This is a genomic window from Streptomyces sp. NPDC002911, assembly GCF_053591835.1.
This window is the reverse complement of record NZ_JBSFUO010000041.1, coordinates 19,173-35,298: the sequence shown is the minus strand read 5'-3', so window position 1 is coordinate 35,298 and position 16,126 is coordinate 19,173. Positions and strand designations below refer to the sequence as shown.

The window sequence follows — 16,126 nt, the reverse complement described above, 5'->3', positions numbered from 1 at the left end:
TTCGCCTCCAGGCCGAAACCGGTCGCCCGGTGCCGGCGCAGCTGCTCGACCTCCTTGAACGATCCCTCGTCCAGCAAAAGCTCGATGCGCTCGCGCGCGGTCAGCTTCCCCCTCGCGTGCTGCGCCTCGGTCGCCCGGTCGCTCGGTCCACGCCGGGCCTCCTCACGCAGGGCACGCAGCTCCGCCACCCTCCAGCGGGAATTCGTCCGCGCCAGGCTGTCCGTTGCGGAATGCGCCACCACCGGCAGTTCCTTCCTGTGTCGTCGCGCTCCTACCGCCAACTGTGCGGCGCTCGATAGGCCGAGGTCCGGTCCCACCGGCGCCACCGCGCGACGGACCGCGTCCCGGTCCCGTTCCGCGGTTCACCTCGCCCGGCGAGCAGCGAGAACAGGGTCACCGTCACCGCGACGAGCTCCTCCTCGGTGGCCTGCCCGTGTTCCACGCTCAGTACGTTCTCCGTGTCCACCACTGCGCTCACACCGTCTCCTCGGCCTTTCGGGCCACAGTCGCTCCGGTCGCTCAAACGTTGCTCGCATGCCGCTCGCACGCCGCTCGACATCGTGGCCTCGCAGGAACCACCACACCGCCTGGTGCATGACGCGCACCGGGCGGTGTGGTGGTGGTGCGGTGGTGTGCGGGGACGACCCGGCGTCAGGCGCGATCCTCCACCGGGCCCTGTGCTCGCGGCTCCTCCACCGTCGTAGTCTCCACCGGGGCCTTCGGCCCGTCGGAGCGCATCCTCGCTGACAGCAGCAGCACGGTGAAGCCCAGGCCCGCGGCGATGACGAAGCCGGTGCCGATCGTGGTGGCACCGATCACGGGGCCCATGATCAGCGGGGCGATGAACTGGCCGATGAAGTTGGCGGTGCCGGACAGGGACATGACCTGACCGCGCAGGGCGGGCGGGGCGGACTCGCCGATCATCATGGCGAGCGCGGGCACGGAGACACCACTGCCCAGGCCGAAGAGGGCGGACGCCAGCGTCAGCATGGCCGGGTGGCCCGACATACCGATGATCAGCAACGCCAGCGTCCACAGGGCCAGCGCCGTCCGCAGCAGGTTGACGTAGCCGAGACGGCCCTTGAGCGCCGCGTAGAAGAGACCGATGAGACTGCCCGACACGGACGTGCTCGTCGTGACGAGGGAGATGACGAAGGGGTCGGCGACACCGAGTTCCGTGAGCCGCTGCGGGAGGAAGACGGCCAGCACGTACAGCAGGAAGGAACTGAAGAGGGACAGCCCGTACAGCGTCAGCAGGCGAGGCTGCCGGCGGATCAGCGCGACCGCGCTGATCCCCTTGCCCCGGGGCGTGGCCGGCACCTTCGGCAGGATGAGCAGCATCGCGATGCCCAGCGGGACGCCGATCAGGTACACCGCGAAGGGACCGTGCCAGGACAGGGTGCCCAGCCCACCGCCGACGAGCGGCCAGATGATGCCGCCGAGGCTGATGGCCGTACCGCGCCAGCCCGCAACCTTGTCCCGTTCGGAGCCCTGGTAGAGCGCCAGGAGCGCCACGGTCGTACCGCTGAAGAGCGCGGCAGCGCCGATACCGAACAGGAACCGGCTGATGATCAGCGTGGCGTACGAGTCGGTGACCAGCCCCGCGCCGCCGGCCAGCCCGTACAGCACGAGACCGCCTGCCAGGGGCAGGCGCACGCCCCAGCGGTCGATCACCCAGCCCACGAGCGGGCTGACGAGGGCGAGGGAGAGGCCGTGAGCGGTCAGGATGAGGCCGGCGGCAGTACCGCTGACCCCCAGATCACCCCTGATGACGCTGACGACCGGCGCGATCACCGCTCCGGCCATGATGGTCAGCGTCGAGCCGAAGAGCAGCACGAACAGCGTCCCCCGGCGTGGGGCGGGGGCCGCGGTGGGCGGCGGGGTGGCGGGCGAGGCCATGAGAACTCCGGTGGTTGTCGCGAGGGTGAGCGGGCTGGTGGGAGGGCCCCGCCCGTGGTGTGAAGTGGTGCTGGGGGTTGTTCGCGAAGCCCCGTCTGCCCGACGGGGCTTCGCGCGTCCGCCCTCGGGGGTTCGTCCCGGGGCCGGCCGGCGGATCAGGGCCGGGCCCGTGGCGCATAGCACGCCCCCGAGCTCTCGGCTTCGTCAGGGCGGGGGAGGCTCCACCGCCCGCGGCATGTCCGAAACATTCGGATCGCGCCGCGGCGAGGACACTCCGGTGTCCTGCGATGCACCGCACCATGTGCCGCGGGCCGTCCCATCCTGATCCGCCCGCCGCCTAGGCGCTGAGGGGTTCCCGGGCCCCGCGGTGGACCGCCACCGCCCGTTCCAGTTCCCCCACCAGCGCCGCGGGCGTGGCCATGCGACGGACCTCGGCGCGGAGGCGGTCGGCAGCCGCCCGGTACGACGGGTCGCCGAGCACCTCGCGCACGGCGGCGGTGATGTTCTCCGCGGTGTTGTCCGAGGGCAGGATCTGCTTGCCGGCGCCGTAGGCGCTGATGCGCTCGCCGTGGTCCTGCAGGCCGGGCCTGCTGGGCACGAAGATCTGCGGCACGCCCTCGGCCAGACAGGTCAGGGTGATGTCGGCGCCGGCGTGATGGACCATCAGGTCGCAGGTCGGCGCGAGCACGTCCATCGGGAGCCGGCCCGCCCGTGCGCCCGGAGGCAGCAGCGGTTCCAGCTTGGCGGCCACATCGTCCGGTGTCGCCACGAGCAGTTCGACACCGAGCCGTCCCACTTTCTCGACCAGAGCGCTCAGCGGCTCGAAGTCGTCGTCCGGGGCGACCCGGCTGCCCGCGCTGACCAGGACCCGTGGCCGTCCCCCCTTGGTGTACATCCAGGGCGCGAGCGGCTGCTGGGTGCTGCACGGGATGTGCCGCAACGCCAGGGCAGCGGGCGCCGTGGCCGGACGGACCCCGGCCGGCATGAGGCTGACGGAAAAGGCTGCGGGGGGCGGCGCCTGAAGACCCAGCCGCTCCAGCTCCGGGGCGAGTTCGGCCACCGCCGCCAGGTCCACCGACAGCGGTTCGCCGATGTCGGTGGCGAAGCGGACCCAGGGCACGCCCCCATGGTGTGCGGCGAGCGGGCCGGCGTACGCGAGCACATGGGAGACGACGAGGTCGGGGCGCCAGTGGCCGACGAGGCCGGTCAGCCCGTCCAGGGAGGCAGCGGCCAGGCGCCCGAACATGCGGCCGATGGCGATGTTGCGATCGGGCCCGTCCGCGGCGGCCGGCACATAGGCGCCCTGACGGTCGTAGCGGCAGTCCTGGATGGTGCGGGAGGTGACGGAGACCGCCGCGATACCCGAGTCCAGGATCGAAGACATCGTCGCATCGGGCCCGGTCATGATCACTTCATGGCCTGCGTTGCGTGCCGCCTGAGCCAGGGGGACGCCCGGAAAGACCGTCCCGGCACCGTGCCCGCCCGCGAAAAGGATCTTCATGGCGGCCAGTCTGCGCAACCGCTCTCGAGGACGGCTCGAGGAACGGGCGAGCGTCGCGTCCTCCTGACGGATCACCCTCGGGAACGCCGCCCCGCCACGGCGTGAGCAGGCCGGCGGCCACGGTCTCCCGCCGCCTCGGGGCCCCCGCGGTCCCCCTCGCGATCCGGAGCCGGGTGCCCTGGGGGCCTGGACCGATGTCCACATGTGTGCCCGGCACGCGGACCCTCGACACCACGTAGCAGGCACGGGCCCCGCACGCTCAGGGCGAGGAACCCATACCCCCACACCCACCGGCGCGAACGCCGAGCGCCCCGAATCCTCGTCAGGACATGGGCCGCGTACCGGCCGAAGTCGGCCTCCCGCTCAGCAGCAGAACCGAAGGGGCGGCGGTCACCGCCCCGGCCGGCCCGGTACGCAAGTGCACTGCGAAGGACCATCGCCTCGTCCCCATGCGGCCGCTGCGGCGCGTGATCGACCAACGAATGACACGCCACCGGCCACGATTCCGGGTCGACCTTCCTTCGAGTCAGCGTCGAAGCCCCATTGGAAGGGTCCGTCAAACCGTACGGACGAGCGCGAGGAGTGGCACCAATGGCAGAGCACCAGGCCCTGACGCCGGACGAGGTGGGCGAGTTCTACGACGACCGCGGGTGGCTCTGGGAGATCTTCATGGGCCAGAACCTGCACATCGGCTACTGGGACGACGAGGCACCGGACACCGACCCCAAGGACCGGCTCACCGACGTTCTCATCGAACAGGCCGGCCTCACACCCGGCCGGCGTCTCCTCGACGTGGGCTGCGGCCAGGGCCGCCCCGCGATCCGCCTCGCCGAGGCCACCGGAGGCGAGGTCACCGGCATCACGGTGAGCGCCGAACAGGTCGCCACCGGCACCGAACTCGCCCACGAGGCCGGTGTCGCCGACCGGGTGCGCTTCGAACGGGCCGACGCCATGGACCTCCCCTACCCGGACGGCTCGTTCGACGCGGTGTGGGCCGTGGAGTCGGTGATGTACCTCTCCGACCGGCAGACCGCGCTCAAGGAGATGCACCGCGTCCTCGCCCCCGGTGGCGTCCTGGTCCTCTCCGACTACGCCGAATCCGTCGAACTGTCCGACGAATGGCGCAAGGTCCTCGTCGAGGGCTTCACCGTCGACTCACTGCCCACCCCGGAGCAGTACACACGGATGCTGACCACCGCCGGCTTCACCGTGGAACGGGACTACGACGCCGGCACCCACCTGCGCAAGTCGGCCGCCCGCATCGACCGGATCGTCGAGGAGAACTACGACAAGGTCGTCACCAAAGGCGGTGCGGCCTTCGCCGAGGAGTTCAAGGAAATGATCGGCAAGGTCTCCCGACTGGAGCGCGACCACCTCGGCTACCGGATCATCACCGCCCGTAAGAGCGCCTGACCGATGAGAATCCTCTTCGTGGCGGGCGGCACCTCCGGAGTGATCTTCGGCATCATCCCGCTGGCACAGGAGGCCCGCAACGCCGGACACGACGTTCTGATGGCGGCCCCCGACAACTGCATGGTCACCATCACCAGCGCAGGCGTCCCCGGCGTCCCCGTGTCGTCGAAGGCGATGCAGGAAGCACTGGTCGACCGGCGAGGCGTGCGCGTCCCCATCCCCGAGGACCTCCACGAGCGGTACATCTTCAACGGCCGGACCTTCGGCCGGTACGCCGCCGCCTGCCTCGACGGACTTCTCGGCCTCGTCGACCACTGGCGGCCCGACGTGGTCGTCGGCGGCGCCCTGGCCTTCGCCGCCCCCCTCGTCGCCGCGTACGCGGGCGTCCCGTACGTGAAGCAGGCCATCGACATGGGAGAGCCGCGAACCATCGACCTGGCCGCCGCCGCCGAGCTCGGCCCCGAGATGGAACGCCTCGGGCTCTACGAGATGCCCCGGACCGACCTCTTCATCGACATCTGCCCACCCACCCTGCGCCCGGCCGACGCACCCCCCGCCCAACTGATGCGCTACGTCCCGTACTCCACCCAGAAGCCCGTGGCGCCCTGGATGCACCGCAAGGGCGACCGGCCCCGCATCCTGGTCTCCGCAGGCAGCCGGGTCACACCCGACTCCGACTTCGACATCCTCGAAGGGCTGGTGCAGAAGGTCTCCCGGCTCGACGTGGAACTGCTCGTCGCAGCGCCCGAGTCCGTGGCCGAGAAGCTGCGGCCGCTGCCCGCCCACGTACGGGCCGGCTGGATCCCGCTCCACCAGGCAGCCCCCACCTGCGACCTCGCCGTCCACCACGCGGGCGGCAACACCACCATGGGGTACGTCTCCTACGGCGTCCCGCAGGTCCTCGTGCCCTACCTGCCCTACTGCGTCGACTACAGCGCACGGCTCCACGACCACGGCGCCGCACGGATGATCGCCCCCCAGGACGACTCCGCCGAGAACATCGCCGCCGCCTGCGCCGAGATGCTCGCCACGCCGTCCTACCGCCGACGCGCCGGAGAGCTGGCCGCCGAGATCGCCGACCTGCCCACCGCCGCCGAGGCCGTCTCCACCATCGAGCACCTGGTGGCCGCCCGCACCACCCTCTGACAACGCCGGCACTGGCCGGACCGGGGACTCCCATGCGACTGCTCTTCATGGCCATGCTGGCCAAGACCCTGCACGAGACGACCGTCGGGCTCGACCTCGCGGACCAGCTCAAGGGCGCCGGAGTGGAATGCCACTTCATCGTCGACGCCGACAACGAGGCCCAGGCCAAGACCGCCGGCCACCCCTGCACCGTCGTCGGCCCCGAAGAGGGCCACCGGGTCCGCGACACCGTGGCCGCCACCGTACGCGCCTTCGCCCCCGACGCCATCGTCCTCAGCGACTACCTGGGCCACTGGCTGACGCACCGCATCAACTACGACACCGACCCCTGGTACGTCCAGGAGTTCGACATCCCCGTCATCCCCATCGACCTCTACGACCTGCCCCGGGCCGGCCGGCACGTCGAAGTGCTCGGCAAGTCCGCCACCATCGACGACAACTACCTGCAGATGCCGGTCCACCTGCGGCCCGTCCCCGTCAACCGGCCACAGGCCTCGCCCGGCTCCCACGGCGTGCTCTACCGCGCCACCCGCAACGTCCGGCCCCTCGGCACGGCCACGCGGGCCGACGTACGCCGCTCCCTGGGCGCCGGGGACCGGGAACGACTTCTGATGTTCCCCACCCTCCCGTGGCAGCACGTCATGCAGACCCGCGCCGCCCCCCGCGCCCGCGAACTGGCACTGCGCGTGCCCCGGCTCATCGGGCACTACCTCCGGCAGCTCCCGGACACCACACGCTTCGTCATGACCGGCCCCTACCTCGAAGAGCTCGGGCTGCCCGCCGAGCGAGTGCACATCGAGCCGGTCACCACCGCCCAGCGCTACCACGAGATCCTCGGCGCGGCCGACGCCGTCGCCTCCGCCTTCCTCACTTCCTACGCGCTGGAACGCGCCATCCTGACCGACGTGCCCGGCCTCCTCACCGTCAACTCCCACGACATCGACGGACCAGCCGGCACCGAGCGGCTCACCCGCGCCCTCGGCGGACTCACCCCCGCCGTCCACGACTGGCTGGCCGACTTCCCCGGCCCTGTGCCCTCCTTCTACGGCTGGCCACTGCGCTGGACCGCGTTCCTCCAGTCCGTCCTCAAGGACAACCCCTTCACGGACACGGTCCTGAGCACCGAGATCTTCGACGAACGCGCCGTGGTGAGCGGCCTGGAAGCCGTGCTGTACGACCCCGGCCTACGAGACCGCCTGGCCGCCGTCCGAGCCGACTACAGGGACTCCCTCGACCGGCTGCCCGGCACCGCCGAAGCGTTCCTGGCCGCCGCCGACCGGCTCGGCATCACGCGCTGAGACCGCCGCACACCGACGGCTCCCGGCCCCCACCCGACACCCGGAGGAAGTCCGACCATGCCCGCCGAACGCGACGCGTCCCCCCTGCTCACAGCTACCGAAGCGATAGCCCCGACCGCGGCCCGCCACGCCCGCGAAGCCGACACCCGGCGCCGGCTGCCGCGCCCCGTGGTGGAAGCCGTCATCGACGCCGGTTTCACCAGCCACTTCGCGCCCCGGGAGTTCGGCGGGGCGGAGGGCGACTTCACCCAACTGCTCGCGGCCGTCGCCGCTCTCGGCGAAGCCTGCACCTCCGCGGCCTGGTGCGCCTCCGTGACGGCCGGCGCCGGACGGCTCACCGCCTACCTGCCGAAAGCCGGCCAGGAAGCCGTCTGGGAGAAAGGCCCGCAGACCGTCGTCAGCGCCGGCCTCGTCCCGGCCGGCACCGCCGAACGCGTCGCCGACGGCTGGCGGGTCACCGGCACCTGGCCCTACGTCAGCGCCGTGAACTTCTCCGACTGGACCCTGGTCGCCGCCCGTGTGACCGGACCGGAGGACGGCACCGGCCACATCCGCGTCCTCGCGCTCCCCAGCACCGACCACGGCATCGAGGACACCTGGCGGACCGTCAGCCTCCGCGGGACCGGAAGCAACTCCGCCGTACTCGACGGCGTCCTCGTGCCGGACGAACGCTCCGTCCCCCTGGACGTCCTGCTGGGCGGCACCGCCCCCGACAGCACCGCCGACTGCCACCGGGTACCGCTGAAGGCCGCCAACGGCCTCACTCTCGCCGCCCCCCTGCTGGGTGCCTCCCGGGGCGCGCTGCACCGATGGTGCACCCTCGTCGACGGCAAGCTCGACAGCCCGGGCGGCGGCATCACCCAAGCACCCGGCACCGGCGCCTTCGAACAGCAGCTGGCCCGCGCAGAAGGCGAGATCGACGCGGCCCAACTGCTCCTGGAACGCGTAGCACGCGCTGTGGACTCGGGCGCTCCCTCCCCCCTGGACTCAGCCCGCAACGGCCGGGACTGCGCACTGGCGGCGGACCTGCTCGCCACCACCGTCGACCGGCTCCTGCGCACCGCCGGGACCCGCGCCCAGGCGGAGGAGGAGGAGCTCCAGCGCCAGTGGCGGGACGTGAGCTGCGGAGCCGGACACAGCGGACTGCAGTTCGCCCCAGCGGCCACCGCCTACGTCCGCCTCCGGGGCCGGACCCCCGACCCCCGCTGAAACCAGCCGTACGCCGCTGCCCCCGCCGCTCCGGACGGAGCGGCGGGGGCAGCGGCCTACAGTGACCGCCGGCCCCGCCGCCGGCCACCGGCTCAGGCATGGCAGACCGGCAGACCTCCGTGGTATTCGGTCATCTCCGAGAACATCAGCTCGATGTCCAGCACAGCCCCGGCGGCCGCCCCCCGCTCCTCGGCGTACGCCCGGTGCAGGTTCGGCACCAGCCGCTCCGAGTCGAGCCATTCACCGTACGGGCCGAGATCCGTCCCACGCGCGGCCTCCAGCGGTCCGACACCGGCCGCGACGCCCTCCCGGGCGATCCGCCGCACCCACCGCAGATACCCACCGGTCGCCGTGAGCAGCTCCGGCCCGCCCACCTCGCCGTGCCCCGCCACCACGGTGAGCGGCTCCAGGGCCCGCAACCGCTCGGTCACCTCGATCGAACCGGACACCGACCCCATCAGACAGAACGGCGTGGAACCGGACATCACGAGGTCACCGGTGAACAGCACCCGCTGTTCCGGCAGCCAGACGACGGTATCGCCGGCCGTGTGCGCGGGCCCCAGCCACATCAGCTCGGCCCGGACCTCGCCCACGTACAGGGTGAGCGAGTCCCGGAAAGTGACCGCCGGCAACTCGACCGACAGCTCACCCCAGCACACATCCGGCCACAGACCCGTCAGATGCAGCCCGGCGGCCGCCATCTCCTCACGCGCCCGCTCATGCGCGACGACCACCGAGTCACCGGCGAAGAAGGAGTTACCGAAGGTGTGGTCACCATGGGAGTGGGTGTTCACCACATGGGAAGGAGGCCGGGACACCACCCTGCCCACCGCCTCCTTCAGAGCCCGCGTACGGGCCTCGGTGGCTGCCGTGTCGACCAGGAGCGACCGGCCCCGGGACACGACGAGCCCCGCATTGTTCAGGCACCAGCCGCCGTCCGGCTGGACATACGCGAAAACCCCCTCCGCCACCTCCCGCAGACGAGGCTCCCGCGCACCCGGAGCGAACATAGTCACGCACACCTCTCAGAACACCTGGTCGTGGGTGATCAGACGGGACTTCAGCCGGATCTCCCCGCCATCGATCACCAGAGTGTCGTGCACAAGACAGCTCGGCGTGATCTCCGGCTTGCTGTCCGGGCGGACCGTGACGACCAGCGCGTAGGCAGTGGACCTCACCGTACCGTCGGGCTGCGCCTCCAGGGCCACCTGGTTGAACCAGTGACGCCGGCGCACGGTGGCAGCGTCGTACTTCTCGTGGAACTCCACGAGTTCGCGCACGATCGCCGGCCGGGACACGGCCGGCTCGGCTCCCGGAGAGTGCTGGAACACACCGTCCTCGGTGAAAGAGGCCGCGTACTCCTCGAATCGCCGGGCGTCGAGGTGCTGCATCTGGTGCGCGTAGAAGTGCAGCACCTGCGCGTAGAGGTCACTGGTCACGACATCGGATACGACGGCAGTGGTCATCGGGTCTTCTCTTCTTCCTTCAGATGGACAACGCGAAAAAACACCAGCGGCGGACAACACCGACCACCGACGACAGCCCCTAGCGGTCGACACCGCGGACGACGACCGCCGAGTTGAAGCCCCGGCGGCCCCGGGCGAGCACCAGCGCCGTGCGCACCCGCTGCTCACGCGGCTGCCCGCGGACCAGGTCGATGCCGTACTCGGACGGCACGTCACCGAGCGTGGGAGTCGCCGGGATCACTCCGTCACGGATCGACAGCAGAGCCGTGACCACATCGAGCGGCCCACCGCCGGAGTACAGACGTCCGGTGAGCGCCTTGGGCACGGTGACCGGCACCCCGCAGGGCCCGAACACGGTGCGCAGCGCCGCGGCCTCCACCGCGTCGAGCTCCGCGATACCGGCCCCGTCGGCGAACACCACGTCGACGTCCGCGGGGGAGACACCTGCGTCGGCGAGAGCAGCCGTGACGGCTCGCTCCAGGGCCGGCGGCCGGCCCGAACCCGGTGCGGGATCGAAGGTGGAGGCATGACCCGCCAGCTCGCCGTACGGGTCTCGCACGCCGCGCTTCAGGGCGCTCTCCTCGTCCTCGACCACCAGAAGCGCCCCGCCCTCACCCGGCACGTACCCGGAGGCACGGGCCCCGAACGGCTGATAGGCACGCGCCGGATCGGCCTCCGTGCTGACCCGGCCACCGGCCAGCTGGGACGCGTACCCCCAGGGATCGAAAGCGGAATCCACACCACCGGTCACCACGGCCGGCGTACCCCGCAAAACGGTGCGACGAGCATGGCTCAGGGCGTCGAGCCCGCCCGCCTGCTCGCCGACGAGCGCCACGCTCGGACCGCGCAAGGTGTGCCGGATGGAGATCTGGCCGGTGTTCACCGCGTAGAACCACGCATAGGACTCGTACACGCTGACGAACTTCGGCCCCTGACTCCACAAGGCGTTGAACTCCTTGTGAGTGAAGGCGAACCCACCGAGCGCGTTGGACGTCACGACCCCGATGTCGTAGTCCTCCACGGTCTCCGACGGCAGAGCCGCGTCCGACAGCGCCCAGTCGGCCGCCACCAGCGCCAGTTGCGTCGACCGGTCCGTGGCACGGACCAGACGCCCCGGAAGGTGGTCCGCGGGGACGAAGCCGTCGATCTGGGCGGCGAGCCGCGACGGGAAGCGGGTGGCGTCGAACCCCGTGACCCGGCCGATACCGCTGCGCCCGCCCAGCAGGGCCTTCCAGTAGGCGTCCACGCCCATGCCGTTGGGGGCTGTGACACCGAGCCCCGTGATCACCGTTCTGCTCATGAGGTCGCTCCTTCGGGGGCGCGAAGAATCATGGCGCTCTGGAAGCCGCCGAACCCGCTGCCGACGGTGAGCACGGTGTCAACACGCCGCTCACGGGCGTGCAGCGGCACGTAGTCCAGGTCGCACTCGGGATCGGGTGTGTGGAGGTTGGCCGTCGGGGGCACGACGTTGTGCTTGATCGCGAGGACACTGGCGGCGATCTCGATGGACCCGATGGCCCCGAGCGAGTGGCCGACCATCGACTTGATGGAGCTGACGGGCACGTCATAGGCGTGGTTGCCGAGCGCGCGCTTGAAAGCGGCCGTCTCATGACGGTCGTTCTGCTTCGTGCCGGAGCCGTGGGCGTTGACGTAGTCGACGGCCGACGGGTCGATCCGCGACTCGTCGAGCGTGACCCGGATCGCCTCCGCCATCTCACGGCCGTCCTTCTTCAGACCGGTCATGTGGTAGGCGTTGCACCGGGTGGCGTAGCCGGTGACCTCGGCGTAGATCTGGGCGCCCCGGGCCCGTGCACTGTCGTACTCCTCCAGCACGAACATGGCGCTGCCCTCGGCGAGGACGAACCCGTTGCGGGAGGCGTCGAACGGCCGGGAGGCGTGCTCCGGGTCGTCGTTGCGCGAGGTCGTCGCCTTGATGGCGTCGAAGCAAGCCAGCACGATGGGCGAGATCGGCGTGTCCGACGCTCCGGCGATCATGACGTCCGCCGCGCCCTCGCGCACCAGTTGCACCCCGTACCCCACGGCGTCCAGCCCCGAGGTGCAGCCGTCGGACACCATCGTCACCGGCCCCTCGGCGCCGGCCGCCCACGCGACCTCCGCCGGCATGACCCCGGGGCTCATGTAGTCGAACATGTGCGGGGACAGGTACTCCGGATCCACCACCCAGTCACGGCCCCGGTCCGACAGGACGACGTATTCGTTCTCCAGGCTCGTCGCCGCCGCCACGGCACTGCCCAGGCTCACTCCGACACGGTGCGGATCGACCCCGCCGAACTCCAGTCCGCTGTCGGCCACCGCCTCACGGGTACAGGCGACGGCGAACTGCGTGGCCCGGTCCATGCGCCGGATCTCCCGGGGGGACAAACCTTCGGACTCCGCGTGGAAGTCGACCTCGGCCGCGACACGGGAACGGAAGGGGGAGGCGTCGAAGAACGAGATGGCACGGGTCGCCGTCCGGCCCGACGTCAACAGGTTCCAGAACTCCTTCGCACCCGATCCACCGGGCGAGCGCACACCGATGCCGGTGATGACCACGCGCCGGTTCATCGGGCGCTCCTCAAGCTGCACATCGAATGATTCCTTTCAGACTCGGACGACGGGCGCCGACCGCTGCCGCAGACTCGGCACTGGTGGCAGGCTGACGCTCCGCTGTCCATCTCAAAGCCCGCTCGAAAACAGGTCGTAGCCGTCCGCCCGGGACCACCGCGCGGCTCGCCTCCCTCCGTGCCCTCGACGATGCCTCGAGTGCCGGTCGAGGCGTCCCTGTCAGCCTCCGCATAGCCCGTGGGGGCCGGAGGCAGCAAGGTCACTTCGATGTGGAGGCATGATGGGGGCACGAAACGGCAAGGTCGCACTGGTGACGGGGGCGACGAGCGGAATCGGGCTCGCGATCGCCGCCCACCTCGCGGAGCAAGGCGCCCGCGTGTACGTGTGCGGGCGGAACGACGACCGCCTGACGGCGACCGTGAAAAGCCTGCAGGAAAAAGGCCTCGACGTCGACGGCACCACCTGCGACGTGACCGACCGCGAGGACGTGAAGCGTTTCGTGCGCTCCGCCGTGGAGCGGTACGGAACGGTCGACATCCTGGTCAACAACGCGGGCCGCAACGGAGGCGGCCCGGTCGCCGAGATGACCGACGAACTCTGGTACGACGTCATCAACACCAACCTCAACAGCGTCTTCCTGCTGACCCGTGAGGTGCTCAGCGCAGGCGGGATGCTCGGTAAGGACTGGGGCAGGATCGTCAACATCGCCTCCACGGCCGGCAAGCAGGGCGCGGTCACCGCCGCCCCCTACTCGGCGTCAAAACACGGCGTCGTCGGCTTCACCAAGGCGCTCGGACTGGACCTGGCCAAGACCGGCATCACCGCCAACGCCGTCTGCCCCGGCTTCGTGGAGACACCGATGGCGGAGCGCGTACGCCGGCACTACGCGGACAGCTACGGCATCACCACAGAGGAAGCCGCCGAAAAGGTCACCACCCGGGTGCCGACCGGCCGGTACGTCGAGGTGGACGAGGTCGCGGCGATGGTCGACTACCTGGTCTCCGACGCGGCCGGCTCGGTCACCGCACAGGCACTCAACGTCTGCGGCGGACTGGGAAACTACTGAGCGGCGAACAACGCCCCTCACGGGACGGCCGCGGACCGGCCTGCGGGCCCGGTCCTGAACCATCATCGAACGAATGAGGAAACTGTTATGAAGGCAGCTGTCTTCCACGAAGCCGGGGGCCCCGAGGTGCTCGTCACCGCCGAGGTCCCGACCCCCGAGCCGGCCGCCGGTGAGATCCGCGTCCGCGTCAGGGCCGCGGGTGTCCAGGCGTACGACGCCGCGGTGCGCGGCGGTTGGACCCCGCCGGGTGCGACGGTCGAAGTACCGCAGATCGTCGGCAACGACTTCTCCGGCACCGTGGACGCCCTCGGCGAGGGCGTCACGGACTTCTCCGTCGGGGACGAGGTCTTCGGCTGGGCCATTCTGTCCTGCTACGCCGAGTACCTGGTGGTCTCCGTCGACCAGGTCGTCGCCAAGCCCGCGAACATGTCGTGGGAGGTCGCCGGCGCGTTCTCGGCTTCCGCCCAGACCGCGCACACCGCCCTGGAGGCCCTGGAGGTCGGTCAGGGCGACACGTTCCTGGTGCACGCGGCTGCCGGCGGCGTAGGGACGGTCGCTGTCCAGCTTGCTCTGGGGCGGGGCGCTGTCGTGATCGGTACGGCGAGTGAACGTAACCACGACTACCTGCGTGAGCTGGGTGTGATCCCCGTGCTGTACGGCGAGGGGCTCGCCGACCGGGTGCGTGAGGCCGCTTCGGGGGACGTCACGGTCGCGCTGGACGCGGTCGGTGGTCCTGCCCTGGACTGCTCTGTCGAACTGGTCGAGGACCGGAACCGGATTGCCACACTGGTGGACTTCGCACGTGTCGAGGAGTTGGGCGTGCGCGCTGTCTTCAGCCAGCGTTCCCGGGCCCGTCTCACTGAGCTCGCTGACCTCTACGCCCGGGGCGGGCTGCGTATCGAGGTGTCCAGGACTTTCCCGTTGGAGAAGGCAGCGGACGCCCACCGTCAGATCGAGACCGGGCACGCTCGGGGCAAGATCGTCGTTGCGGTTTCCTGAACAGCGCACGTTTCCTTCCTGCTTGCATCACGAGGTGTCATACATGCTGGTGGAGATCTACTCCGATGTTCTGTGTCCGTGGTGTTACATCGGCAAGCGCCGGATCGCTACGGCCGTGGACAGGTTCGCTCACCGGGACCGTCTGGAGATCGTCTGGCGCAGTTTCGAGTTGGCTCCGGACCAGGGACCGGAGCCGGGCCCGACCGCGGCCGTGGCCATGGAGCAGTGGATGGATCCGGCTGCTGTGCCCGCCCGGATCGCGTTGATCCGTGCGAACGGGGACCAGGAGGGAGTGGAGCTGAATCTGCACAAGTCCCGTCCGGTCAGTACGTTCGACGCGCACCGGCTGATCCATCTCGCGGCTGCTCGGGGGCGTGTCCCGCAGGTACTGGAAGCTCTTTTTCACGCGTATCACACGCAAGGGCTCAACGTCGCCGATCACACGGTCCTGAGTGATCTCGCGGCCGGAGCGGGCCTGGACACCGGCGACGTACGCGAGCTGCTGGCCGGCGACGTCTATGCCGCGCAGGTCAGGGCGGACGAGGCCCGCGCCGCCGAGTTCGGTGTGAGCGGTGTGCCGTCGGTGGTCATCGACGGGGGAGTGCCGGTGTCCGGAGTGCAGGACCCCGCCTCTCTGCTGGCCGCTCTGGAGCGGGCATGGGCCCGCCGGCAGGAGAGCGTGGCGCAGGCCGAGGGGGCCTGAGAACCAGGCTGGAGCTCCTCTCCAGCGGAGCTCCAGCCGACGCGTGAACAGTGCGCACAGGCGACGGAGACCTTCCGCGCCTGTGCGCTCGAGAGAGGAATATCAGTGCAGCGCAAGTGGAAACTGACGGGGGGCGCCGCGGCCTCGCTGGGTCTGGCCGCGACAGCGGTTCTGGCCGGAGCTGGTTCGGCGGGCGCGAGTTCCGTGGCTGTTACTGGAACGACGACATCGACCCTGCCCTACATCTGCCAGACCCGCCTGTCCGGCGAGTGGATACCCGTCGACTACACGCGTGACTTCACCACCACCGCTCCCACGAAGGTCTCACCGAACGAGAATTTCCAGGTGGCCTTCGATCCGGCCCCGATCAACGCGGTCGCCGCCTACAACAAGCTGCTCAACACCGTCTCCTTCACCTACAAGCTGCCGGCCCAGGCGCAGATCGTCAGCTACCAGCTGACAGGCGGCAGCAACCTCGGGAACGCCGAGCAGTGGGTGGAGCGCAACGGCAACGAGCTGCGGGTCAGGTCGAACGGCGAGTGGCCCGGCGGCTACGAGTTCGACTTCCCCACCCTCAAGGTCCGCCTCAAGGCCCCAGCCAGCGCCACCACCCTCACGACGGGTGCCGGCGGCTCCAGCTTCCAGGACACCGCTTTCGGCTGGAACCGCCTGCAGACGGTCACCAACGAGTGGGACCCCTTCCAGTGCTACGCGGACCCGGCCGATCCGGTCGCGTTCTCGACGACCCAGGTCGTCTCCCACTGATCTGCCGCCCTACCCCGGTGCGGCTGCCGGAGCCTCCCGGCAGCCGCACCACCGCGCCGACCGCACCACCACTACGGGCGTACGGGCACCCCGGCA

General features: G+C 70.5%; 16 protein-coding genes. 8 read left to right on the top strand and 8 right to left on the bottom strand.

Going from position 1 to position 16,126, the window contains the following annotated elements; genetic code table 11:
* From ACWD04_RS31640 to ACWD04_RS31625, 4 genes are all read right to left on the bottom strand, one after another.
* On the bottom strand, nucleotides 1-239 hold a 239-nt coding region (locus tag ACWD04_RS31640), incomplete at its 3' end, for a carboxyl transferase domain-containing protein (RefSeq protein ID WP_451137181.1).
* Nucleotides 240-271: 32 nt separating this feature from the next.
* Entirely contained in the window at nucleotides 272-478 is a 207-nt protein-coding gene (locus tag ACWD04_RS31635; RefSeq protein WP_451137180.1) for an acyl-CoA carboxylase epsilon subunit, read from the bottom strand.
* A 173-nt stretch (nucleotides 479-651) separates the two neighbouring features.
* Nucleotides 652-1,899: an MFS transporter gene (locus tag ACWD04_RS31630; RefSeq protein WP_451137179.1), complete on the bottom strand. Its 1,248-nt coding sequence runs from the start codon at nucleotides 1,897-1,899 to the stop codon at nucleotides 652-654.
* A 337-nt stretch (nucleotides 1,900-2,236) separates the two neighbouring features.
* Entirely contained in the window at nucleotides 2,237-3,400 is a 1,164-nt protein-coding gene (locus ACWD04_RS31625) for a nucleotide disphospho-sugar-binding domain-containing protein (protein ID WP_451137178.1), read from the bottom strand.
* Nucleotides 3,401-3,991: 591 nt separating this feature from the next.
* Here ACWD04_RS31625 and ACWD04_RS31620 point away from each other — a divergent pair.
* Genes ACWD04_RS31620 through ACWD04_RS31605 form a run of 4 tightly spaced genes read left to right on the top strand, consistent with a single transcriptional unit; the run spans nucleotide 3,992 to nucleotide 8,466 of the window.
* On the top strand, nucleotides 3,992-4,813 hold the full coding sequence (locus ACWD04_RS31620; RefSeq protein ID WP_451137177.1) for an SAM-dependent methyltransferase: 822 nt from the start codon (nucleotides 3,992-3,994) through the stop codon (nucleotides 4,811-4,813).
* A 3-nt stretch (nucleotides 4,814-4,816) separates the two neighbouring features.
* On the top strand, nucleotides 4,817-5,959 hold the full coding sequence (locus tag ACWD04_RS31615; RefSeq protein ID WP_451137176.1) for a glycosyltransferase: 1,143 nt from the start codon (nucleotides 4,817-4,819) through the stop codon (nucleotides 5,957-5,959).
* 32 nt (nucleotides 5,960-5,991) lie between these two features.
* Nucleotides 5,992-7,257, top strand: coding sequence for a DUF6365 family protein (locus ACWD04_RS31610; RefSeq protein WP_451137175.1), 1,266 nt, complete (start codon nucleotides 5,992-5,994; stop codon nucleotides 7,255-7,257).
* A 57-nt stretch (nucleotides 7,258-7,314) separates the two neighbouring features.
* On the top strand, nucleotides 7,315-8,466 hold the full coding sequence (locus ACWD04_RS31605) for an acyl-CoA dehydrogenase family protein (protein WP_451137174.1): 1,152 nt from the start codon (nucleotides 7,315-7,317) through the stop codon (nucleotides 8,464-8,466).
* 92 nt (nucleotides 8,467-8,558) lie between these two features.
* Here ACWD04_RS31605 and ACWD04_RS31600 read toward each other — a convergent pair whose 3' ends face one another.
* The 4 genes from ACWD04_RS31600 to ACWD04_RS31585 form a co-directional block, all read right to left on the bottom strand.
* Nucleotides 8,559-9,476, bottom strand: coding sequence for an MBL fold metallo-hydrolase (locus ACWD04_RS31600; RefSeq protein ID WP_451137184.1), 918 nt, complete (start codon nucleotides 9,474-9,476; stop codon nucleotides 8,559-8,561).
* A gap of 15 nt (nucleotides 9,477-9,491) precedes the next feature.
* Nucleotides 9,492-9,932, bottom strand: coding sequence for a nuclear transport factor 2 family protein (locus tag ACWD04_RS31595; protein ID WP_451137173.1), 441 nt, complete (start codon nucleotides 9,930-9,932; stop codon nucleotides 9,492-9,494).
* A 79-nt stretch (nucleotides 9,933-10,011) separates the two neighbouring features.
* Nucleotides 10,012-11,232, bottom strand: a complete 1,221-nt coding sequence (locus ACWD04_RS31590; protein WP_451137172.1) for a ketosynthase chain-length factor — start codon at nucleotides 11,230-11,232, stop codon at nucleotides 10,012-10,014.
* Nucleotides 11,229-12,497, bottom strand: coding sequence for a beta-ketoacyl-[acyl-carrier-protein] synthase family protein (locus ACWD04_RS31585; protein ID WP_451137171.1), 1,269 nt, complete (start codon nucleotides 12,495-12,497; stop codon nucleotides 11,229-11,231). The genes ACWD04_RS31590 and ACWD04_RS31585 overlap by 4 nt, the downstream gene beginning before the upstream one ends.
* Before the next feature lie 280 nt (nucleotides 12,498-12,777).
* Between ACWD04_RS31585 and fabG the strand changes: the two genes are divergently transcribed.
* The 4 genes from fabG (at nucleotide 12,778) to ACWD04_RS31565 (ending at nucleotide 16,030) form a co-directional block, all read left to right on the top strand.
* Nucleotides 12,778-13,563, top strand: coding sequence for a 3-oxoacyl-ACP reductase FabG (fabG, locus tag ACWD04_RS31580; protein ID WP_451137183.1), 786 nt, complete (start codon nucleotides 12,778-12,780; stop codon nucleotides 13,561-13,563).
* An 87-nt stretch (nucleotides 13,564-13,650) separates the two neighbouring features.
* Nucleotides 13,651-14,562: an NADP-dependent oxidoreductase gene (locus tag ACWD04_RS31575; RefSeq protein ID WP_451137170.1), complete on the top strand. Its 912-nt coding sequence runs from the start codon at nucleotides 13,651-13,653 to the stop codon at nucleotides 14,560-14,562.
* A gap of 43 nt (nucleotides 14,563-14,605) precedes the next feature.
* Entirely contained in the window at nucleotides 14,606-15,265 is a 660-nt protein-coding gene (locus ACWD04_RS31570; RefSeq protein ID WP_451137169.1) for a DsbA family oxidoreductase, read from the top strand.
* A 105-nt stretch (nucleotides 15,266-15,370) separates the two neighbouring features.
* On the top strand, nucleotides 15,371-16,030 hold the full coding sequence (locus ACWD04_RS31565; RefSeq protein ID WP_451137168.1) for a hypothetical protein: 660 nt from the start codon (nucleotides 15,371-15,373) through the stop codon (nucleotides 16,028-16,030).
* Nucleotides 16,031-16,126 lie beyond the last annotated feature (96 nt).

Coding starts and splice junctions, on each gene's coding strand:
- ACWD04_RS31630 (WP_451137179.1), bottom strand. CDS start 1,899: ATGGCCTCGCCCGCCACCCCGCCGCCCACCGCGGCCCCCGCCCCACGC.
- ACWD04_RS31625 (WP_451137178.1), bottom strand. CDS start 3,400: ATGAAGATCCTTTTCGCGGGCGGGCACGGTGCCGGGACGGTCTTTCCG.
- ACWD04_RS31620 (WP_451137177.1), top strand. CDS start 3,992: ATGGCAGAGCACCAGGCCCTGACGCCGGACGAGGTGGGCGAGTTCTAC.
- ACWD04_RS31615 (WP_451137176.1), top strand. CDS start 4,817: ATGAGAATCCTCTTCGTGGCGGGCGGCACCTCCGGAGTGATCTTCGGC.
- ACWD04_RS31610 (WP_451137175.1), top strand. CDS start 5,992: ATGCGACTGCTCTTCATGGCCATGCTGGCCAAGACCCTGCACGAGACG.
- ACWD04_RS31605 (WP_451137174.1), top strand. CDS start 7,315: ATGCCCGCCGAACGCGACGCGTCCCCCCTGCTCACAGCTACCGAAGCG.
- ACWD04_RS31600 (WP_451137184.1), bottom strand. CDS start 9,476: ATGTTCGCTCCGGGTGCGCGGGAGCCTCGTCTGCGGGAGGTGGCGGAG.
- ACWD04_RS31595 (WP_451137173.1), bottom strand. CDS start 9,932: ATGACCACTGCCGTCGTATCCGATGTCGTGACCAGTGACCTCTACGCG.
- ACWD04_RS31590 (WP_451137172.1), bottom strand. CDS start 11,232: ATGAGCAGAACGGTGATCACGGGGCTCGGTGTCACAGCCCCCAACGGC.
- ACWD04_RS31585 (WP_451137171.1), bottom strand. CDS start 12,497: ATGAACCGGCGCGTGGTCATCACCGGCATCGGTGTGCGCTCGCCCGGT.
- fabG (WP_451137183.1), top strand. CDS start 12,778: ATGGGGGCACGAAACGGCAAGGTCGCACTGGTGACGGGGGCGACGAGC.
- ACWD04_RS31575 (WP_451137170.1), top strand. CDS start 13,651: ATGAAGGCAGCTGTCTTCCACGAAGCCGGGGGCCCCGAGGTGCTCGTC.
- ACWD04_RS31570 (WP_451137169.1), top strand. CDS start 14,606: ATGCTGGTGGAGATCTACTCCGATGTTCTGTGTCCGTGGTGTTACATC.